Source organism: Rhizobium rhizoryzae (genome assembly GCF_011046895.1).
Lineage (GTDB): Bacteria > Pseudomonadota > Alphaproteobacteria > Rhizobiales > Rhizobiaceae > Neorhizobium > Neorhizobium rhizoryzae.
In genome coordinates this window covers 1,972,400-1,990,931 of record NZ_CP049250.1, presented here as the reverse complement: position 1 = coordinate 1,990,931, position 18,532 = coordinate 1,972,400, and the positions used below count along the sequence as shown (strand labels likewise).

The window sequence follows — 18,532 nt, the reverse complement described above, 5'->3', positions numbered from 1 at the left end:
GTCGAGTGTTTCTAATGCATTGCACAAGACATTTTCACGAAACGCGGCTCAAGCGATCCGCCTCGCGGAGACACTGCCCAGCGGATGAAGCGAGTGTACCAGGAACGGCGCACCCGGCTCTGTCTCGACAAACAGCGCAAGATTGACCAACATCTGCGGCCGCTGGAGAATGGGGTCGAAATAGCGCTTCAGCACCTGCTCGAAGACCGGCATTTCCGTCGACCCCACGGGACCTGTCAGCGTCATGTGAAAACGGAACTCGTCCATCACATGGGGATGGCCAAACCGGTGCAGATTGGAAAACTGCGAGGCCGACAGGCGCTCCGTATCGACCCGCTCCAGTTCCGCTTCCGAAAGCGGAGCCCGGAACGCATCAAAATGCATCACGACGCTCGAGGCCAGATGGTTGAGATCCGGGCATGGGCGCTCCGGCGCAAGCGCAAAACGGTTTCCAAGCCGCACGACTTCGAGACGTGGCAGGGGTATCGGCTGATGCTGACCTGTAAAATGCAGAAGATGCCGAAGCAGCATCGGTTCGGTCATGCCGTCTGCAAGCCGGAAGGGCGGCTTCAGCGTCGCGTGAAAGCCATAGCGGCGCGGCACCGCCGTGTTGAAGGCAATCTCGTGCAGGCCGAGTTCCCGGATGAATGGCAATTCCATGGCCTCACCGGAGAACGCATTTCGCCCAAGCCATTGCGATGCGGCAATGGTCAGTGGATCTGCCGCCGTGGGCGTAAAATTGATGGCATACCGCATCTGCTAACCTCCAAGGTCCCCCGACCTCGCCGAGCAGCAGATAGGTGATTCAGATGACAGCGTGACGACACGGATATGTCGATTTCACTCCGCGGATGCAACTTTCAGATGATGCTCCAGCACGTAACTACCCGGAACCAACATCGGCTGCCCCGCCATGCCGGAAAGGACCGCATCCGCCAGACGATGGGCGATCCCGAACGAGACCTTGAAACCGCCCGTCAGTGCGAAAACATTGGGCGCATCGGGATGCGGGCCAATCATCGGATCGCGATCCACCGCCCGTGGCCGCAAGCCGGCCCACCGCTCTACCAACGGCGCCTCGGCAATCGCAGGACACAGACCCCGCGCCTTTTCGACAAGCGCATCCAGCCGATGATCCGTGTCGAACGGCGCATCGAACTCTTCCTCGCTCGTACTGCCGATTGCAACCGTGCCATTCTCGTGCGGCACCACATAGACCCCGTTGAGATAAATGATCGGAGCGTCTGCCGGAACATCCGCCTTCAGCAAGGCTGCCTGTCCTTTCACGCCACGCCCCAACGGCTTGCGAAGCACCGGCCCCAGCCTATCCAGCAGCCCAAAGGAACCGACGCCTGCCGCAACCACTGCCTGACCGAACCGGATGTCTTCGCCATTCGACAGGATGGCCCGACCAGGGAGAAGCCTGGCAACGGCCTCACCATCCAGCCGGCTTACGGTCGGCAACTGGTCGCAAGCAGCCACGAGTGCGGCGACCAGACTGCGCGGCGATACACGTCCTGCCAGACCGTCATCGATCAACCCGGCACCACACGCGTCTGGAGAAAGCCAAGTGGGATCGGCAGGTGTATCCAGCACCCGCCAGTCGAAACGCCTCTCCCCGCTCTGCCATCGAAGAACTGCATCCTCGCCATTACGTTCTGCAATGGTGCGCAGATGCGGCTTGGGCAGCGGAATCAACCGCCCGCACCGGCTATAGCCGCAGGAAAGGCCTGTTTCAGCCTCCAGCCGCGCTACCTCTTCTTCGAGTTGGACGAGCGCATCGAACTGAAACTGTTTCTTCTCGTTCCAGCGGTCGGGCGTGTGCGCCATCAGGGCGCCAAGCAGGCCGCCGCTCGCACCCGCGGCGGGCGCCTGTGCATCGACGAGCAGGGTCTTTAATCCAGCGTGGCCAGCCTTCAGCACAAGCCATAGACCCATGACACCTGCACCGATGACCAGAAGATCGACGGCGCGCCTTGCCGATACGGATTGACCGCCGGAGGGCAGCACATTATCCGCATGGGTCAGAAAAGGATGAACCATGACGGCTCCCGGACAGACTGAAAACGAGGCGACACCGCTGGAATGGCGCGAGGGCGATATGCCCTATTCCACCCAGTTTGGCGATCACTTTTATTGCCAGACCGATGGCAGGCTCGAATGCAGCCACGTGTTCCTGGCTGGAAACGGTCTGCCGCAGCGCTGGCAGAGGCCGGGTGAATTTCGCATCGGCGAACTCGGCTTCGGAACGGGCCTGAACTTTTGCGAAACATGGCGCCAGTGGGAGCAGACAGCACCCTTCGACGCAAGCCTGCATTTCACCTCATTCGAGCTGCTGCCGATGGCCGCAAACGAAATAGACCGCGCACTTGCCCATTGGCCGGAGGTGGATGCAGAGCGCAAGGCACTCGCTGCCCTCTGGCCGGAGCGGCCCGAAGGCATCGTATCGCTTAACCTGAACGATCGGGTTCGCCTGACTGTCGTTTGCGGCGCAGCGGAGTTATGTGTTCCGCATTGGGATGGCGCGTTCGATGCGTGGTTTCTGGATGGGTTCGCACCCTCGCGCAATCCGGCCATGTGGTCGCTGGAGCTCATGACGGCAGTCTGCAAGAAAACCGTCCTGGACGGTACATTCGCCACTTATGCAGCGGCAGGCTTCGTGCGGAGAAATTTGCAGGCGGCAGGCTTTGTCGTGGAACGACGGCCGGGCTTTGCGGGCAAGCGAGAAATGCTGTGTGGTATCAGGCCTTCAGACGATCCAGCATGATCAGACCTGAAAAGCGCCGTCGGCTTCCGCATCCGGTGAATACCACTCACTGATCTTGGCGATCAGGATTTCCGGGCTGATCGGCTTGGAGAGATAGTCATCCATTCCCGCTGCCAGACAGAGATCACGGTCGCTTTCCAGCGCGTGGGCCGTTACGCCGATGATCGGGGTATGGCCACCTTCCGACCGCTCGATCTCCCGGATACGGCGGGTTGCCTGATGTCCGTTCATGAGCGGCATCGAGACATCCATCAGGATGAGGCGCGGTCTTTCTTGCATCCAGGCGGCAACGGCCTGTTCTCCATTTTCCTCCATGCGGAAGCGCACGCCCATGGATTGCAGGATCTGGGTGAAAACGATCTGGTTCACCTCATTGTCTTCCGCGACCAGAACTTCAAGTCCGCCGGGCGGTGGACGAACGACGCCACCCCGGAGCATCGGAGCCTCTCGCGCAGCACTGGCAACAGGCTTGACGGGCCTCGTCGAAACTTGCTTGGCAGCTTCCGAAGCGTCCCTGTCTCGCCTGCCATTTCGCACCACATCGACGAGCGTGGAGTGCAGCAACTGCCCGCGCGCCGGCTTCATGAGATGCGCCTGAACATTCAGGCCTTCATTGCCCACCTCCGCATGCGCCGTATCCATGGAAGTCAGGAAAATGATCGGCAGATCGGCCAGCCGCGCATCTTTGCGGATGGCTGCCGCAACGGCAAGCCCGTTCATGTCGGGCATCTGGTAGTCGAGGATGAGGGCATCGACCCGTACGCCAAACTGGTCGGCCGCCTTCAGAACGGCAAGCCCTTCCTCACCGCTGGCGGCGGCAACGCCATCGAAGCCCCAGGATGCAAGTTGTTCGGAGAGAATCTGCCGGTTGATGGGATTGTCGTCGATAACGAGAATCTTTGCGTTCTGCACGCTGGCTGGCGTGGTGAGCGAGACCCCGCTTCCCGGGGCCGCATCGAAGGGCAGAACGGCAGAAAAGATCGAGCCCTGCCCGATCTTGCTCTCTACGCGGATCGTACCGCCGAAGATTTCCACCAGACCCGCTGTGATTGATAGCCCCAGACCGGTCCCTTCGTGGCGACGCGTCGAGGAGCCGTCAACCTGGGAAAACTTCTCGAAAATCCGGTCCAGTTCCTCGTTCGGAATGCCGATACCGGTATCTTCTATTTTGAGGTGAAGCGATACCCGGTCGTCTTCACTGCGCTCGGCATGGACATCCACCAGCACATGCCCCTGCTCCGTGAACTTGATCGCATTGCCCAGCAGATTGGTGACGATTTGCCGGAAGCGCCCTGCATCGCCAAGAACCCGTGTACCGCCGCCGCTCGCCTTGACGATGAGCTCGATGTCCTTTTCCGCCGCCGAGGAGGACAGGAGCGTCGCGACATCCTCCACGGCGTCGACGACATCGAACGGCACTTTCCGCAGCGTCATCTGCCCTGCGTCGATCTTGGAGAAATCCAGAATGTCGTTGATGATCGTCATCAGCGCCTTGCCTGATTTGACGATGATTTCGGTGAAGGTTTTCTGCTTGGTGTCGAGATTGGATTTTGAGAGCAGTTCTGCCATGCCAAGGACGCCATTCATCGGCGTGCGGATCTCATGGCTCATATTGGCGAGGAACTCCGATTTCGCCTTGTCAGCGGCTTCCGCCCGCGCCAGCAGACGCTGAAGCTCCCGCTCGCGGTGGCGGATCTCGGTGACATCGGTGTAAACGGCAAGATATTGCTGCTCGCCGCTCTTCTTCATTTCAAGGTCGATGTAGCGATCGCCCCCAATACACATGGAGACTTTCGCGCTTGCCCCGCCAACAGGCCCCTGCGCCCACTCCAGCAGTCTATGGACCACCTTGTCCGCGTCAGGAATATTGCCTCGCTCGATCAGTCGCTGATACAGCGGTCGCCATTGCTTGCCCACCTGGAGATCTTCCTCGGGAAGATCCAGAAGGCGGTGGACCGCATCATTGCAGAAGGCAATGTCCTCGCCATGCATGATGAGAATGCCTTGCGACATCGCACCGGTTGCATCGCGCATCATCTCCGCATGGCTGTCGAGCGCCTCTCTGGCCTCCAGCGCTTCCTGCTCCCGACGACGGATCGCTGTAATATCGACGCAGGTAAAAAGGATCTTGTCGCCACCCACATGCATCCGGTCCACGAGAATGCGGCGGCCACTCGGATTCGAAAGCTCGAATTGCGGGATGGGTCCCGGGCGACACAGCATCTCGATCCGCTGGCGGATCAGGGTATCGAGATCGACATTTTCGTGGTCATACATCCCGCGGGCAAAATTGAACCGCAGGAAATCCTCATACTGCTCCCCGGTCCAGTTTCGATATTCGTCGCCATCCGCTCTCCAGAACTCGTTGAGCGTCTGGTTCACATATTCAAGCCGCATCGTGCTGTCGAGAATGGCCAGGCCAACGGGCAGAGCTTCGAGGATGGCCTTCAACTGCTCATGCATGGCCTCGGCGCGCCGTTGCGCATCTCTGGCAAGAGAAACGTCCGTTATGGAACCGACGATGTAAGGTTCACCCGACGGCGAAGAAATCCGGCCAAGTCTGGTGATGGCCGCCATGACGTGTCCGTCCTGGAAGATGACATCTTCATCCTTTTCGATACTGCCGCCATTTTGCAGCAGCCTTTCATTTTCCTCGCGATATCGATCGGCAGAATCCGGAAACATTTCCTGCTCCGTCTTTCCGATGAACCTTTGACGGTCACCCCCCAGCATTTCCTCATAGATGCGGTTGACATAGAGAATGCGGTGACGGCTATCGCGCAGGAATACGGCAACTGGCAGATCCTCAAATGCCGCACGGAAAATCTGGCCTTCCTCCACCTCGCGAGCAAGGCGCATTTCCTGTACCTTTTGGTCGGTTACGTCCTGCCGCAACATGACCATCCAGCCATTGTTCAACCGCTTGTTCACGCTGCGAAGCCAACGGCCATCCGGCATCGGCTCCACGGCATGCCATTCCGGCCTGCGCAGAACCTCAAGACGGGTCTCGACAGCCTCACCACCCATCAAGCTGGCTTCCGTGCCATAGTCGTTTGCCGCCTCACCGGCGCGGAATGCATCTGCAACGATGTCGCAAAGCCTGCGTCCGATGGACAATGGCGTATTGAGCGCCTCAAAGTGCACGCGCATATGCTCATTGAAAAAGACGAGCGTCTCGTTCTGGTCATAGATCGCGATTCCGGCGTCGAGAAGATCGAGAGACGGTCCGAGGACGGCCAGATCCGTCAGGCCGTCAGACGGGGCACAGCCATCCGGCACCAACGGCTGCTCTGGCTCTGCATGCGGCAGATAGAGAACAAACAGAAAGGCGCTGTCGTCATGGGACAGGAAGCGTTCAATCTGGATGTCATAGAGCGGACGGCCGCAATCTTCCCGTTCGGTTGCCACTTCTTCGGTCCCGAAGACAAGGGCCCGCCTCTGCTTGTCCTCAAGCTCTGCGGTCTCGGTGAGCCCGCGGATATCCTCGGCGCGACGGCCCTTGAACAGGGGAAGCGGAATGCCGCAGAAGCTCGCATAGGCGGCGTTGACCGCCACATAGCGCAGGCTGCTATCCTTGATGAAGGCAGGCGTCGTCAGATCGCCGATCCGGCGGCAAGCCTTCTCCAGTAAAGCGCTGTCGTTCTCCAACTCGTCCCCCAAGAACCACGCTGAACTCTGGATCACTGATTCGCATGGTGCGCTGTTTCTAAAGAATTGACACGGGTATAGTTAACCAACGCTTGATATAACGGGGCATAAGCCACCGAAATTCTGCATCTGAACCGGCGTTTGGAGCAGAGACGTATCGAATCCGTCTCCATAGCCATTCACAGATTTGCCGCGTATTTGCCGAAGTCATGCCATATTGCCAGCACCGCGAGCAGATTTGAGCCGTCAGAACAATTTCACGTTTCGTCTGGCTGAACGCCTGTTCAGACTTCTCTTCAGCGCTTTCCATCAAACTGCCGCCTTTATATTTCACTCTCGGAATGTGCCCAGAAGGGTGAAAGGAAAGATCCATGTTCGCATTGAGCAAAGTCATTACGTGCAGTCTGGCGGTTGCGACCGTGACAAGCGCGCTGGCGGTCACGGCGCCTGCGGCAGAAGCCCGGGACGATTTCGCGGCTGGCCTTGCCGGTGGCCTCGTTGGCGGCCTGATTGGCGGTGCCATTGCCTCGCAGCCTCGCGGTCCGGTTTATGAAGGCCCGGTCTATATCGATCCGCCGCCACCACCGCCGCCACGCCGCGTTTACTACGAGCGTACCTATTATCGCCCGGCCCCGGCGCCCCGCTGCCATTACGAATGGCGCGAGAATGATTGGGGCGAGGCTTTCCGGGTGCGGGTGTGCCCGTACTGAGGAGCGCGATCGCTTCGTAAGATGATGATAATTGCCAGAGCCCGCGCCAATATGGCCGCGGGCTCTTGACTTTTTGTGTGCAAAGCAGCACATGCAGCCCAGCTTTCACCTTCCGGCCGCCGCGTGAGCAGGCCCTGCGACGAAAATGGCTCGCGAAGAAGGCAAGCGCCACGAGTATTGGCCTTATTTGGCCAGCGCTGGAAAGCAGTTTCCACACACAAGTTCCCAATTCACGCGGGGTTCTTGACGCCAGATGAAACCGGTTCGGCATGGTGCCTGACCGGGCATCCTCGTTTGGCGCCCCGAAAGGTATTCGACTTGACGAATTTCCATGAGCTTGGTCTTTCCAAGCAGATCGTAGCCACCCTCTCCCAGCTGGGCTACGAAACGGCGACCCCGATCCAGGAGCAGGCGATCCCGCTTCTTCTTCAGAGCCGCGACATGATTGGCCTTGCCCAGACGGGCACAGGCAAGACGGCAGCATTTGGTCTGCCGCTCATCGAAATGCTGTTGAAGGACGCAAAGCGCCCCGACAACCGCACCACCCGCACCCTCATCCTTGCCCCGACCCGCGAACTGGTGAACCAGATCGCTGCAAATCTGAAGGCCTATGTGCGCGGCACACCACTCAAGATCAACTCCGTCGTTGGCGGCGCTTCGATCAACAAGCAGCAGCAGATGCTGGAAAAGGGCACCGACATCCTGGTCGCCACACCCGGCCGTCTGCTCGACCTCGTCAGCCGTCGCGCCATCGGTTTGACGACCGTGCGCTATCTCGTGCTTGACGAAGCGGACCAGATGCTGGACCTCGGCTTCATCCATGATCTGCGCAAGATTTCCAAGATGGTGCCGAACAAGCGCCAGACGCTGCTGTTCTCGGCGACCATGCCGAAGGCGATTGCCGATCTGGCCGGTGACTACCTCAAGGATCCGGTCAAGGTCGAGGTTACCCCTCCGGGCAAGGCTGCCGACAAGGTAGAGCAGTATGTCCATTTCGTGGCCGGCAAGAACGACAAGACCGTACTTCTGAAGAACGCCCTCCTGGCGAATCCGGATGGCCGTTCCATGGTCTTCCTGCGCACCAAGCATGGCGCGGAAAAGCTTTCCAAGCATCTTGCCGATCAGCAGTTTGCCGTGGCATCGATCCATGGCAACAAGAGCCAGGGCCAGCGCGAACGCGCACTGAAGGCCTTCCGCGACGGTGAGATCAAGGTGCTCGTGGCAACCGACGTGGCAGCCCGCGGCATTGACATTCCCGGCGTGACGCACGTCTTCAACTATGATCTGCCGGAAGTGCCGGATGCCTATGTTCACCGCATTGGCCGTACCGCCCGTGCAGGCCGTGATGGCATCGCCATTGCGTTCTGCGCCCCGGATGAAACGCGCCTGCTGCGCGACATCGAGCGCCTGATGAACATCGAGATCACCGTTGCATCGGGTCAGCGTCCAGCTGAAATGCGCAGCCCCGCGCGCCCGACCAAGGCTCGCAATGGCGGCAATCGCGAAGGTGGAAACCGTGAAGGCGGAAACCGCGACGGTGGCAATCGTGAAGGTGGCCAGCGTTCGGCAAACCGCAATCGCGGCGAAGCCCGTCCGGCACGCCGGCCCATCTTCGCTGATGGCGAGGCAGCACTGGAGCGCGGCGAAGGCCGTAGCAACAACCGTCCGACCCGTCAGCGCAACGAAGACTTCCGCGGCCAGCGTCGTGGTGAAGAAGCGCCGCGTTTCGAAGCAGACAATGATCTGGCCGCAACGTCAGACTTCGGACAGGGCCGCAAGAAGCAGTTCGGCGGTCCGCAGGGCGAAGGTCGCCCGCATCGCGCCGAGGGCCGTCCACAGGGCCATGGCAAGCGTGACCATGCAAGCCACGGCGCACACGAACCGGGTGCAAAGCGCCCGCACCGTGGTGGTCAGGGACGCCCAGGCCAGGCCAAGACCGGCGGCAATGGTGGCCCGGTAAAGTTTGGCGGCGGCGAAGGCCAGCAGAAGCGTCGCGATCGCGCCTGATCAATCACACATATCTTGATCTCAGAAACCCGCTCTCGGCAACGAGGGCGGGTTTTGCCGTCTCAGGCGTTCGGCTTGCGATTGACCAGATAAACCCCGGTCACCACAATCACCGTTCCAATCACCATTGGCACGGTCAGAGCCTCTCCGAACAGCACAGCGGCTTCAATGGCCACCAGCGGCGGCATCATGTAAATCAAGGATGCCGCGCGCGAGACCTGTCCGCGCCGGATGAGGTAGAGCAACAGGCCCACCGCTCCCATGGAGATGCCGAGCACCGACCAGGCCATCGCCGCGATCGCAGGAACGGTCCAGTCGAAACGGCCCGTTTCCAATCCATGGGCCAAGGGCGCCGTCACCGCAAAGGCACCCAGATATTGCAGTGTCGCGATCGCGCGAAGATCTCCGTCTCCCAGAAAGCGCTTCTGATAAAGCGTGCCGAGCGTGACGGAAAGCATGGCGATGAGGTTGATCAGCACCGGAACCGCAAGTCCGGTCAGGCCGCGCTGCAGAACCCCGGCAAACTGAGGCGACACGGCGATTGCGATGCCGGCAAAGCCAAGCGTGAGACCGGCAACCTGTATACGGCTGATCCTCTCGCGCAAAAGCAGGAAGGCGCACGCCGCTGTCAGCAACGGCTGAAGCCCGGCAATAACGCCCGAGAGACCGGCCGGAACACCCTGCCCGATCGCCCACCAGAGCCCTGACAGATAGAGGCCATGTAGCAGGATGCCGGACAAAAACGCATGGAGGCCCTGCTTCAGCGTGCGTGGCCATTGTGCTTTCGAGACCAGGACGAAGCCGGCAAAGACAACCGCTGCGAGCGCATGGCGCGCACTGAGGAATGTCAACGGATCGGCATGGGCCGCTGCAATCTTGGCAACGATCCAACCTGTCGACCAGAGGACCACGAAGATGGCAGGAGCCAGACGGTCAAGCATCATTTTAGCCTTGAATCAAATGCTGATAGATTGTGCAGATGCTGCTTAAACCTCATGCAGGAACAAGGCAAAGCAGAAGTGTTGAACAATCGCGGAAACGGGAAAGATAGCAAAAGCAGTGCGTTTGCATGAGCGTTAGGCCATCTTGGCGCACAAACTTCGAGCAATCTGGCGCGCCTTTGCGCTTTATATCAAGCCATCAGACAGCATTGCCTAATTAATTTGTTTTTCGATGACGCATGGTTCTTGCAATGCTGTTTGCGTTGTACTCTTATGGTCCAAAATCGGGGAACGCACCATTGGCATTTGATGAAATGTTGACTGCGGAAGACCTTCCGCGCCCACCATACAAGACTTACCAGGAGTGGTATGCCGCACAGGATCCTGCGCATCTGATCCAGAAGTCGCAGGACGCGGAATCGATCTTCCGAAAGACGGGCATTACATTCGCAGTCTACGGACATGCCGATTCCTCTGAAAAGCTCATTCCCTTCGATATCATTCCCCGCATCATCTCAGCGCGCGAGTGGCGCAAGCTGGCCCAGGGCATCGAGCAGCGGGTTCTGGCGCTCAACGCCTTTCTGGACGACATCTACCACAAGCAGGAAATCATCCGCGCAGGGCGCATCCCGCGCGAACTGATCGAGAAGAACGAAGCCTTCCTTCCGGAAATGATCGGCTTCAAGCCGCCGGGCGGGGTCTACACCCACATCGTCGGCACCGATATCGTGCGCACCGGCGAAGACCAGTTCTATGTGCTGGAAGACAATGCCCGCACGCCCTCCGGCGTCTCCTACATGCTGGAGAACCGGGAAACCATGATGCAGATGTTCCCGGAACTTTTTGCCATGAACAAGGTGCAGCGGGTGGAGGACTACCCCTATCTGCTTCGGCAATCGCTGGCATCGCTCGCCCCTCCCGGCTGCAAGGGCAAGCCGCGCGTGGCGGTTCTGACGCCCGGCATCTATAATTCCGCCTATTACGAGCATTCCTTCCTGGCCGATACAATGGGCGTCGAACTGGTCGAAGGATCGGACCTGCGCGTCATCGACGGCAAGGTGAAGATGCGCACCACCCGCGGCTATGAAGCCATCGATGTGCTCTACCGCCGCGTCGATGACGACTTCCTCGATCCGCTGACCTTCCGGCCCGACTCTGCGCTTGGCATTCCCGGCATCATGGATGTCTACCGTTCCGGCAACATCACCATTGCCAATGCGCCGGGAACCGGCATTTCGGACGACAAGGCGATCTACTCCTACATGCCGGAAATCGTCGAGTTCTATACCGGACGCAAGCCACTGCTCGAAAACGTGCCGACCTGGCGCTGTTCCGAGCCCGACAGCCTGAAATATGTTCTGGAGCATCTGGAAGAGCTGGTCGTGAAGGAAGTTCACGGCTCCGGCGGCTATGGCATGCTGGTCGGGCCGACAGCCTCCAAGAAGGAGCGGGCTGATTTTGCCGAGAAGCTCAGTGCCCGCCCCTCCAACTATATTGCCCAGCCAACGCTCTCGCTGTCTACCGTGCCGATCCTCGTCAACAAGGGCATCGCGCCCCGCCATGTGGATCTGCGCCCCTACGTTCTGGTATCCGACAAGGAGGTCAAGATCATTCCGGGCGGGCTGACCCGCGTCGCCCTGAAGAAGGGATCCCTGGTGGTCAATTCCAGCCAGGGCGGCGGCACCAAAGATACGTGGGTTCTAGAGGACTGAGCGAACATGCTGGGAAGAACTGCGAACGGCCTCTACTGGATGTTCCGATATATCGAGCGCGCCGAAAACATCGCGCGTCTCGTCGATGCGGGTCTGCGCGTCTCGCTGACGCGGACGGGCTCGACGGATGAGGATTGGGATGGCGTGCTGCAAAGCGCAGGCGTGCGCGACGAATATGTGGAACTGCACGGCAAGGTGACCACAGCCAACGCAATCGACTACCTGCTGCGTGAAAAGACGAACCCTTCCAGCGTCATGTCCTGCATCGATTCCGGCCGCAACAATGCGCGCATGGTACGCACCGCGCTCACCCGTGAAACCTGGGAAGCGACCAACGAATGCTGGATCGAACTCAAGCAGCTCTTGGAAAAGCGGGTGAAGCCTGCGGATCTGCCGGCGGTGATCGATACGATCAAGCGGCGTGCGGGCCTGATCCGCGGCGCCTTCCACGGCTCGATGCTGCGCAACGATCTGTATAACTTCTCGCGCATCGGCACCTTCATCGAGCGTGCGGACAACACCAGCCGCATTCTGGACGTGAAGTATTACGTGCTGCTGCCGGCCGTCAGCCAGGTGGGCTCCTCGCTCGACAATTTCCAGTGGGAATCCATCCTGCGGTCTGTTTCGGCGCACCGGTCCTACGGCTGGGTCTATGATGCGGAGTATCGCCCCTCCAACATCGCCGACTTCCTCATTCTCAATCGCCGCATGCCAAGGTCGCTCGCCTATTGCTACGAAAAGATCGTCAGCAATCTGCGCTATCTGGCGGAGGATTACGGCGAGCGTCACTCCGCGCATGATACGGCGGACAGTATCCGCACGATGCTGAAACGCGGCGAGATCGGCGATGTGATGGATCAGGGCCTGCACGAATTCCTTGAGGATTTCATCAGCCGCAACAACCAGCTCAGCGTCGAAATTTCAGAAGGCTACCGCTTTTACCGTTGAGCGGGGCATGGGCACACCGGGGGACGGATTGGCCATATGCGTTTAAAGATTTCTCATACGACCGAATATCTCTACGAAGAGCCGGTTGCCTATGCACTCCAGCGTCTTCGGCTGCACCCGCAGTCGAGCCATGTACAAACGGTGCTTAACTGGTCACTGAGTGTCGAGGGCGCCAAGGTGGAAGCCGGTTATAACGACCAGTTCGGCAACCGGGTGGATCTTGTCTCGATCGAAGGTGGTGAACACACCATTCGCATCACCGCCACAGGCGAAGTGGAGACGATTGACCGCGCTGGCGTGCTCGGTCCGCATCACGGCTTCGTGCCGCTGTGGCTCTATCTGCGCGAGACGGAACGCACCAAGCCGGGCACGCTCGTCAAGGAACTGGCCCGCAGTGTGACTGGCGACAGCGAGCTTGCGCAGATGCATGCCCTGATGGAATTGATCCACGCCAATGTGGAATACAAACCCGGCTCCACCTCGTCCGAAACGACGGCTGAACAGGCGCTGGAAGCGAAGGCGGGCGTCTGTCAGGACCATGCCCATATCTTTGTTTCGGCTGCGCGCTTCCTGAAGCTTCCGGCGCGTTATGTCTCCGGCTACCTGATGATGGAAGACCGGATCGAACAAACTGCGACACATGCCTGGGCGGAGGTGCACATCCCGGGTCTCGGATGGGTGGGCTTTGATGCGGCCAACAAGATCTGCCCGGACGAGCGCTATGTCCGCATTGCCTCCGGCCTCTGCTATAGCGACGCAGCCCCGGTTTCCGGCATGCGCATTGGTTCCGCAGGCGAGGACCTGACGGTGACACTGAGTGTCGAAGGCCCAGGCCAGAGCCAGTCGCAAAGCCAGACAAGTGATCAGGGCGGCACGCAGTCCCAAAGCCAAAGTCAGGCTTGATCAAAGCCGACGACCGAAATGGTTGCGGCGCGCAAGCTCCGCACCAACTGTCTGCTGCAGAATATCTCTCCGAAAGGGGAGCCGATGCTGTTCGGAAAATCTGTCTTCCAGTCTATTCTGACCCGGCTTGACGATGAGGATGCGCAGGAGGCAGACGCCCAGCCGCAGGCCAATTTTCGTGTGTCTGGCCTGCCGATGGGTTTCGTCACGGAAACCTGGGAGAGGCCTGAGCCCTCGCCGACAGAGAGCCTGTATCGCCTCTATGGCCTTGATGAAGAACAGACGCTCTCCAAGGTTGAAGAGCCGCCTCCCCCTCCGCCTGTCATGCCGCCGCATCTTGCCCGTTTGTCGGACACGGAAATTGCCGAGGATCTTGCCCTCAAACCGCAGGATACCCCGGAAAAGCTGATGGCGCGACGCCGTGCTTTCGCCAAGTTCAATCATCCCGATCGCGTGCATCCCGATTTCCGCCCGCAGGCGACACGCCGGATGACAGTCGCGAACATGTTGGTCGACCAGGCTCTTCGCCTGCATCCGCATCGATGACGAATGAACATTATGGGTGAGATACCACTTTTTTGCAGCCCGGGCGATTGAAGCGGCCCCTGACCTTTGTTATGAACCTCCCACCGGCACAGTCGTCCGCACAGAACGATTCTGAAAAGCACCCGTAGCTCAGCTGGATAGAGTGTTGGATTCCGATTCCAAAGGTCACAGGTTCGAATCCTGTCGGGTGCGCCACTTCCGTTGAAGAAAGTCAGAAGCAAACAGGCACGAGCCCACAGTGCTGTCGCGCACTTGCGCAACTGTGTCCGTCATTTGACGATGAAGACAACCTTCCGGACCGGGTAGGCGTAAGGCTCATTGCCTTGATAGACGAAGCCATAGCGGGCAAGGCAATTGCGCATGGGGGCCGCGCCGAAGGCTCCCCTGTTCATCGGCTGCGCATGGTAGGTTCCGTAGAGTTCCACCTTGCACCAGGCCTGCGCGCTATCATAGTTCGCCATCAGGTGCGGATCCCCGGCAACGGGCACCGCGCCGTAGAGGTGGACATCAGACCGTGCTTCCGCCACGGCCGCCGTGCCAGCCAGAGCCAGAGCCGCAGTCACTGCGAATTTGACAAGCATCATATCATCTCCCGTTGTCTGTTCGCCAGAAACGAGAGGAAAGCAGGATGGTTCCTGTCACATCCGCAATGAGGGCAGATGCGATGCATCAGCGCCGGGCAATAGCCAGAAAGGCTGCGACACTGATCAGGCCCCAGAAGCCAAGCAGCAGAAGCGAGATCGTTGTTCCCGCATTTGCTAAAAGATAGGCGAGCGCAAAGGGAGCGCAGGCCGATGATACGAGGCGGGCGGAGGTGACCTTGCCCTGCAACGCGCCATAACCGGCGCTGCCGAACAGATAGAGCGGCAAGGTGCCGGCCGTTATGCTGAAGAGGCCGTTTCCAAACCCGAAGATACAGGCAAAGATGATTGCCGAAGTGATGGATGGCGCACCCAAAAGCAGTGCGACTGGCGCAATCGCCATTAGAACCGCGGAAATGATCGCGAGCGCCAATGGCGAAAGATCGCGACCGAACAGCATGTTGATCAGGCGGCTGGCCACTTGCGACGGCCCAAACAGGCTACCGGCGATGACCGCGATACCGCCGAGACCAAGTCCTGTCAGCAATGGCACCATATGCACGAGGATCGCAGAACTCAGGAGCGCTTGCGTGGAAAGGGCGAAGGCCATCAACAAAAACCCCTGACGCCGCCGGTCGGGCGCAAGCAGTCCGGAGAGTTCGGCCCTGGGTCCGGCCGAGATGTTCTGCTGACGGCGCGACCGGTTCAACTGGCCTGCAAGCCAGAGATGGGCCGGAAAACAGATTGCGAGATTCAAGACGGCAAAGAGCCGATAGATCTCCTGCCAGGTCATCCAGCCATGCAGGGCCGAGGTGAAGGGCCAGAACAGGGTTGAGGCGAAGCCAGCGATCAATGTGAGATAGGTAATGCTGCGCGTGGCGGCGGCAGGCTGCAATTGCACCAGCAAGGCAAAGGCTGCTCCGTACTGCACGAGATTGGCAGCCACTTCGAGCATAAGCAGGCAGATCGCGAAGGACCCTATGCCGGAAGACAATGAGCAGATGATGAGGGCAAGACTGGCAACAACGCTGCCAAAACACATGACCTTGCCCGCACCGAATAGATCGAAAGCCTTGCCGATCCATGGTGCAGCCAGTCCGCCCGCCAGCAGGGCACAGGACAGAAGAGCAAAGATCCACTCGGTCGAATGACCGAAATCGCGCGCGATGGCTGGCGCCAGAATGCTGAACGAATAGTAGAGCGTTCCGTAGCCGATGATCTGGGTTATGCCGAGAAGGATTACGGCAGCAACCGGCAAGCGGAGGTCAGACAACCCTTTTGCCTTCAGAATCCAGCACCTGTTCACCATCCTCCTTGCGGAACTCGCCTTGAGGCGCCGCGGGCAGGATGTCCAGCACCAGTTCCGAGGGGCGGCACAGCCTTGTGCCCAGTGGTGTCACGACAAAGGGCCTGTTGATGAGAATGGGGGTATCGATCATGGCTGCCAGCAATGCATCGTCGCTCAGACCCGGATCATCGAGCCCCATATCCAGATGGGGTGTGCCCTTCTCACGAATGGCATCGCGAACGGACAGCCCCGCGTCCGATATCATCTGCCGCAATCCGTCTACCGAAGGAGGATTATTGAGATAGGCGACGATTGTCGGCTCGATGCCGTGATGACGGATCAGCGCAAGCGTATTGCGGGACGTCCCACAGGCGGGATTATGGTAGATGGTGACATCCATGGCGGGTCTGGACTCTATGCTGTTCGGCGGGACGCGACGAACATTGCCTATTCTGGAGTAGGACTCAAGGCCTGTACCGCGAACACTCGGTCCGAACGATCTCCTGTTGATCAGGGGGGTGCCTCGTCAATCTGCCCGAAACATTCTGCCCAAGTATAGTGAGTTTGACATAATCGCCCTGTAGGCAGACGCCGGATGGGGGTTACCGGCAGCCATGCGTATCGATTCCGGCGTTGAAACATGGAGGGTAGCGGGAGACGCGAGCGCGCTTCACCCCGCTCCCGAACCGGCGCCCGGACGCGCCATGCACAGGCCTGCCGAATGGCGTCGCCATGTCCTCAACCTCATCCTCATAGGCCTTGTGGGCCTTTTCCTGTTCGCTCCTGGCATCAGCCTCATGCCTTTGACGGATCGCGATGAGGCGCTCTATGTCCAGGCCAGCCGGCAGATGCTGGAAACCGGCAACTGGGTTGATATCCGCTTCCAGCAGGAGCCCCGCTACAAGAAGCCGGTCGGCATCTATTGGCTTCAAGGCCTGTCGGCGAAGGTGTTTGGCGAAGGGGCTGCCAGCCCGTTGTGGATCTATCGCCTGCCCTCCCTTGTCGGCGCCCTTCTCACGGCCTTTTTCACCTATGCCATTGCGGCGCGAATGGGTGGATCGAAGGCAGGCCTTATCGCCGGGCTTCTTGCCGCAAGTACCGTAGAACTCGCCTTCGAAGCTCGCATCGGCAAAACGGATGCCATGCTCTGCGCAATGATCGTCGCGTCGCAGTTCGGGCTCGCCTGCGCCTATCTCGACCCGCAGCGCAGGCAGGTGCTGTGGCGCAACGGGCTGTTCTGGATAGCCCTTGGCCTGGGCACACTGATCAAAGGCCCGGTTGCGCCAATGATTGCAGGCCTCACCATCATCGGATTAACGGCGACCGAGCGAAATCTGTCGCTGATCCGCGCGCTCTCGCCCGTGCGCGGCGTTCTGGTCTATCTGCTGGTGGTCCTTCCCTGGCTCGCTGCAATCGGCTGGATTTCGAAGGGTGCCTTCTTTGCCCAGTCCATCGGTCACGATATGCTGGGCAAGGTCGCGACAGGGCAGGAAGGGCATGGCGCACCACCCGGCACCTATCTCCTCGTTGGCCTTGGCACCTTCTGGCCTCTCTCCATCTTTGCCTCGCTCGCCATTCTCTGGGGCTGGACACGACGAACACGACCTGAAGTGCGCTTCCTTTTCTTCTGGGCGGCTCCCGCCTGGTTGCTCTTCGAATTGGTCGCAACGAAACTGCCGAACTATATCCTGCCCATGATGCCCGCCCTGGCCGTATTGACCGGGCTTGCCCTGGCAGACAAAGGCCTGCGGACCGAAAGCCGCTGGTTCCGGTTCACCTATTCTGGCATCGCCGCCCTCGGTATCCTGCTTGCAATCGCCCTGAACGCGGTTTTCTATATTTCGGAACACAGGTTATCCCGGCTCGGGATCACGCTTGGCTGTGCACTTGTCCTGATGTCCGTCGCGGCCTGGCGTCTGCTGGTGGCGAACAAAATGCGGGAGGGGATCGCCGCCTCCATTCTTGCTGCCGGTCTGGCCTACATTTTGGCATTCGCCATCATCCTGCCGGGTGCTGAACGTCTGTGGCTGACAGATCGTATCGCCGATGCAGCACAGAAGATGATCAACTGCCCGGCACCCACCATCCTCAGCGTTGGTTACGAGGAGCCCAGCCTCGTCTTTCGGCTGGGTACGGGCATGCAACGCCTGGCTGCCGATGATGCCGCGGCAGCCTTTCACCGAGCATCATGCGCTTTTGCAGCAGTGCGGGTCGAGGAGAGCGCAAGTTTCCAGAAGAGCCTGCTTGCTCTCGGAGAGGTGGCGACCCCTCTCCAGATCGTCGAAGGGCGAAATCTGAACGGCTTCAACCTGCGCCAAATGCAGGTTTATCTGAAGCGCTAACATAGCCGCCGCCCCGGATAAGGCTCAATAGAAATAAAATTGAAGATTGTGTTCAATAGAACTCGTTTGAAACATGAGCAGTTCTGGCTCACCAATTTCATGAGAATTTTCAGGCTTAGATGCCGTCGTCGGTAAGTGA

At 59.5% G+C, this 18,532-nt stretch carries 15 protein-coding genes and 1 tRNA gene; 9 read left to right on the top strand and 7 right to left on the bottom strand.

All coding sequences use genetic code 11. The features are described from left to right. Positions 1–48: 48 nt before the first annotated feature. Both G6N80_RS15525 and G6N80_RS15520 read right to left on the bottom strand, forming a co-directional pair. Positions 49–756 (bottom strand): DUF1045 domain-containing protein, encoded by a 708-nt coding sequence (locus G6N80_RS15525; protein ID WP_165135070.1) that lies wholly within the window; start codon positions 754–756, stop codon positions 49–51. Between the two features lie 84 nt (positions 757–840). Continuing rightward, entirely contained in the window at positions 841–2,028 is a 1,188-nt protein-coding gene (locus tag G6N80_RS15520; protein WP_425503929.1) for an NAD(P)/FAD-dependent oxidoreductase, read from the bottom strand. 13 nt (positions 2,029–2,041) lie between these two features. On the opposite strand from G6N80_RS15520, the gene mnmC2 reads away from it, so the two are divergent. Further along, positions 2,042–2,767, top strand: coding sequence for a tRNA (5-methylaminomethyl-2-thiouridine)(34)-methyltransferase MnmC2 (mnmC2, locus tag G6N80_RS15515; RefSeq protein WP_165135064.1), 726 nt, complete (start codon positions 2,042–2,044; stop codon positions 2,765–2,767). Here mnmC2 and G6N80_RS15510 read toward each other — a convergent pair whose 3' ends face one another. Beyond that, positions 2,768–6,415 (bottom strand): response regulator, encoded by a 3,648-nt coding sequence (locus tag G6N80_RS15510; protein ID WP_165135061.1) that lies wholly within the window; start codon positions 6,413–6,415, stop codon positions 2,768–2,770. A 371-nt stretch (positions 6,416–6,786) separates the two neighbouring features. Here G6N80_RS15510 and G6N80_RS15505 point away from each other — a divergent pair, with 371 nt between their 5' ends. Both G6N80_RS15505 and G6N80_RS15500 read left to right on the top strand, forming a co-directional pair. After that, positions 6,787–7,125, top strand: coding sequence for a hypothetical protein (locus G6N80_RS15505; protein ID WP_062553903.1), 339 nt, complete (start codon positions 6,787–6,789; stop codon positions 7,123–7,125). Positions 7,126–7,443: 318 nt separating this feature from the next. Continuing rightward, positions 7,444–9,132, top strand: a complete 1,689-nt coding sequence (locus G6N80_RS15500) for a DEAD/DEAH box helicase (RefSeq protein WP_062554724.1) — start codon at positions 7,444–7,446, stop codon at positions 9,130–9,132. Positions 9,133–9,194: 62 nt separating this feature from the next. Here the strand turns inward: G6N80_RS15500 and G6N80_RS15495 are convergent, their stop codons facing one another. Further along, positions 9,195–10,076 (bottom strand): DMT family transporter, encoded by an 882-nt coding sequence (locus tag G6N80_RS15495; protein ID WP_165135058.1) that lies wholly within the window; start codon positions 10,074–10,076, stop codon positions 9,195–9,197. Positions 10,077–10,372: 296 nt separating this feature from the next. Between G6N80_RS15495 and G6N80_RS15490 the strand changes: the two genes are divergently transcribed. The 5 genes from G6N80_RS15490 (at position 10,373) to G6N80_RS15470 (ending at position 14,377) form a co-directional block, all read left to right on the top strand. Beyond that, on the top strand, positions 10,373–11,785 hold the full coding sequence (locus tag G6N80_RS15490; RefSeq protein ID WP_062553901.1) for a circularly permuted type 2 ATP-grasp protein: 1,413 nt from the start codon (positions 10,373–10,375) through the stop codon (positions 11,783–11,785). 6 nt (positions 11,786–11,791) lie between these two features. Beyond that, positions 11,792–12,733: an alpha-E domain-containing protein gene (locus G6N80_RS15485; protein ID WP_062553900.1), complete on the top strand. Its 942-nt coding sequence runs from the start codon at positions 11,792–11,794 to the stop codon at positions 12,731–12,733. A 36-nt stretch (positions 12,734–12,769) separates the two neighbouring features. Further along, the gene (locus tag G6N80_RS15480; protein ID WP_062553899.1) at positions 12,770–13,636 is read left to right on the top strand and encodes a transglutaminase family protein; all 867 of its coding nucleotides are present in this window, start codon (positions 12,770–12,772) and stop codon (positions 13,634–13,636) included. Positions 13,637–13,720: 84 nt separating this feature from the next. Next, on the top strand, positions 13,721–14,182 hold the full coding sequence (locus tag G6N80_RS15475; RefSeq protein ID WP_165135055.1) for a hypothetical protein: 462 nt from the start codon (positions 13,721–13,723) through the stop codon (positions 14,180–14,182). A 118-nt stretch (positions 14,183–14,300) separates the two neighbouring features. Further along, positions 14,301–14,377, top strand: a tRNA-Arg gene (locus G6N80_RS15470). A 74-nt stretch (positions 14,378–14,451) separates the two neighbouring features. Here G6N80_RS15470 and G6N80_RS15465 read toward each other — a convergent pair. From G6N80_RS15465 to arsC, 3 genes are all read right to left on the bottom strand, one after another. Continuing rightward, positions 14,452–14,766, bottom strand: a complete 315-nt coding sequence (locus G6N80_RS15465; RefSeq protein ID WP_062553778.1) for a hypothetical protein — start codon at positions 14,764–14,766, stop codon at positions 14,452–14,454. Between the two features lie 85 nt (positions 14,767–14,851). Then, positions 14,852–16,036, bottom strand: coding sequence for an arsenite efflux MFS transporter ArsK (arsK, locus tag G6N80_RS15460; protein WP_246251419.1), 1,185 nt, complete (start codon positions 16,034–16,036; stop codon positions 14,852–14,854). Next, entirely contained in the window at positions 16,029–16,451 is a 423-nt protein-coding gene (arsC, locus tag G6N80_RS15455) for an arsenate reductase (glutaredoxin) (RefSeq protein ID WP_165135049.1), read from the bottom strand. Before arsC ends, arsK begins: the two co-directional genes overlap by 8 nt. A 214-nt stretch (positions 16,452–16,665) precedes the next feature. On the opposite strand from arsC, the gene G6N80_RS15450 reads away from it, so the two are divergent. Beyond that, positions 16,666–18,393, top strand: a complete 1,728-nt coding sequence (locus G6N80_RS15450; RefSeq protein ID WP_165135046.1) for an ArnT family glycosyltransferase — start codon at positions 16,666–16,668, stop codon at positions 18,391–18,393. The last annotated feature ends 139 nt before the right edge of the window (positions 18,394–18,532 follow it).

Coding starts and splice junctions, on each gene's coding strand:
- G6N80_RS15525 (WP_165135070.1), bottom strand. CDS start 756: ATGCGGTATGCCATCAATTTTACGCCCACGGCGGCAGATCCACTGACC.
- G6N80_RS15450 (WP_165135046.1), top strand. CDS start 16,666: ATGCGTATCGATTCCGGCGTTGAAACATGGAGGGTAGCGGGAGACGCG.
- G6N80_RS15480 (WP_062553899.1), top strand. CDS start 12,770: ATGCGTTTAAAGATTTCTCATACGACCGAATATCTCTACGAAGAGCCG.
- G6N80_RS15465 (WP_062553778.1), bottom strand. CDS start 14,766: ATGATGCTTGTCAAATTCGCAGTGACTGCGGCTCTGGCTCTGGCTGGC.
- G6N80_RS15505 (WP_062553903.1), top strand. CDS start 6,787: ATGTTCGCATTGAGCAAAGTCATTACGTGCAGTCTGGCGGTTGCGACC.
- G6N80_RS15495 (WP_165135058.1), bottom strand. CDS start 10,076: ATGATGCTTGACCGTCTGGCTCCTGCCATCTTCGTGGTCCTCTGGTCG.
- arsC (WP_165135049.1), bottom strand. CDS start 16,451: ATGGATGTCACCATCTACCATAATCCCGCCTGTGGGACGTCCCGCAAT.
- G6N80_RS15475 (WP_165135055.1), top strand. CDS start 13,721: ATGCTGTTCGGAAAATCTGTCTTCCAGTCTATTCTGACCCGGCTTGAC.
- G6N80_RS15485 (WP_062553900.1), top strand. CDS start 11,792: ATGCTGGGAAGAACTGCGAACGGCCTCTACTGGATGTTCCGATATATC.
- mnmC2 (WP_165135064.1), top strand. CDS start 2,042: ATGACGGCTCCCGGACAGACTGAAAACGAGGCGACACCGCTGGAATGG.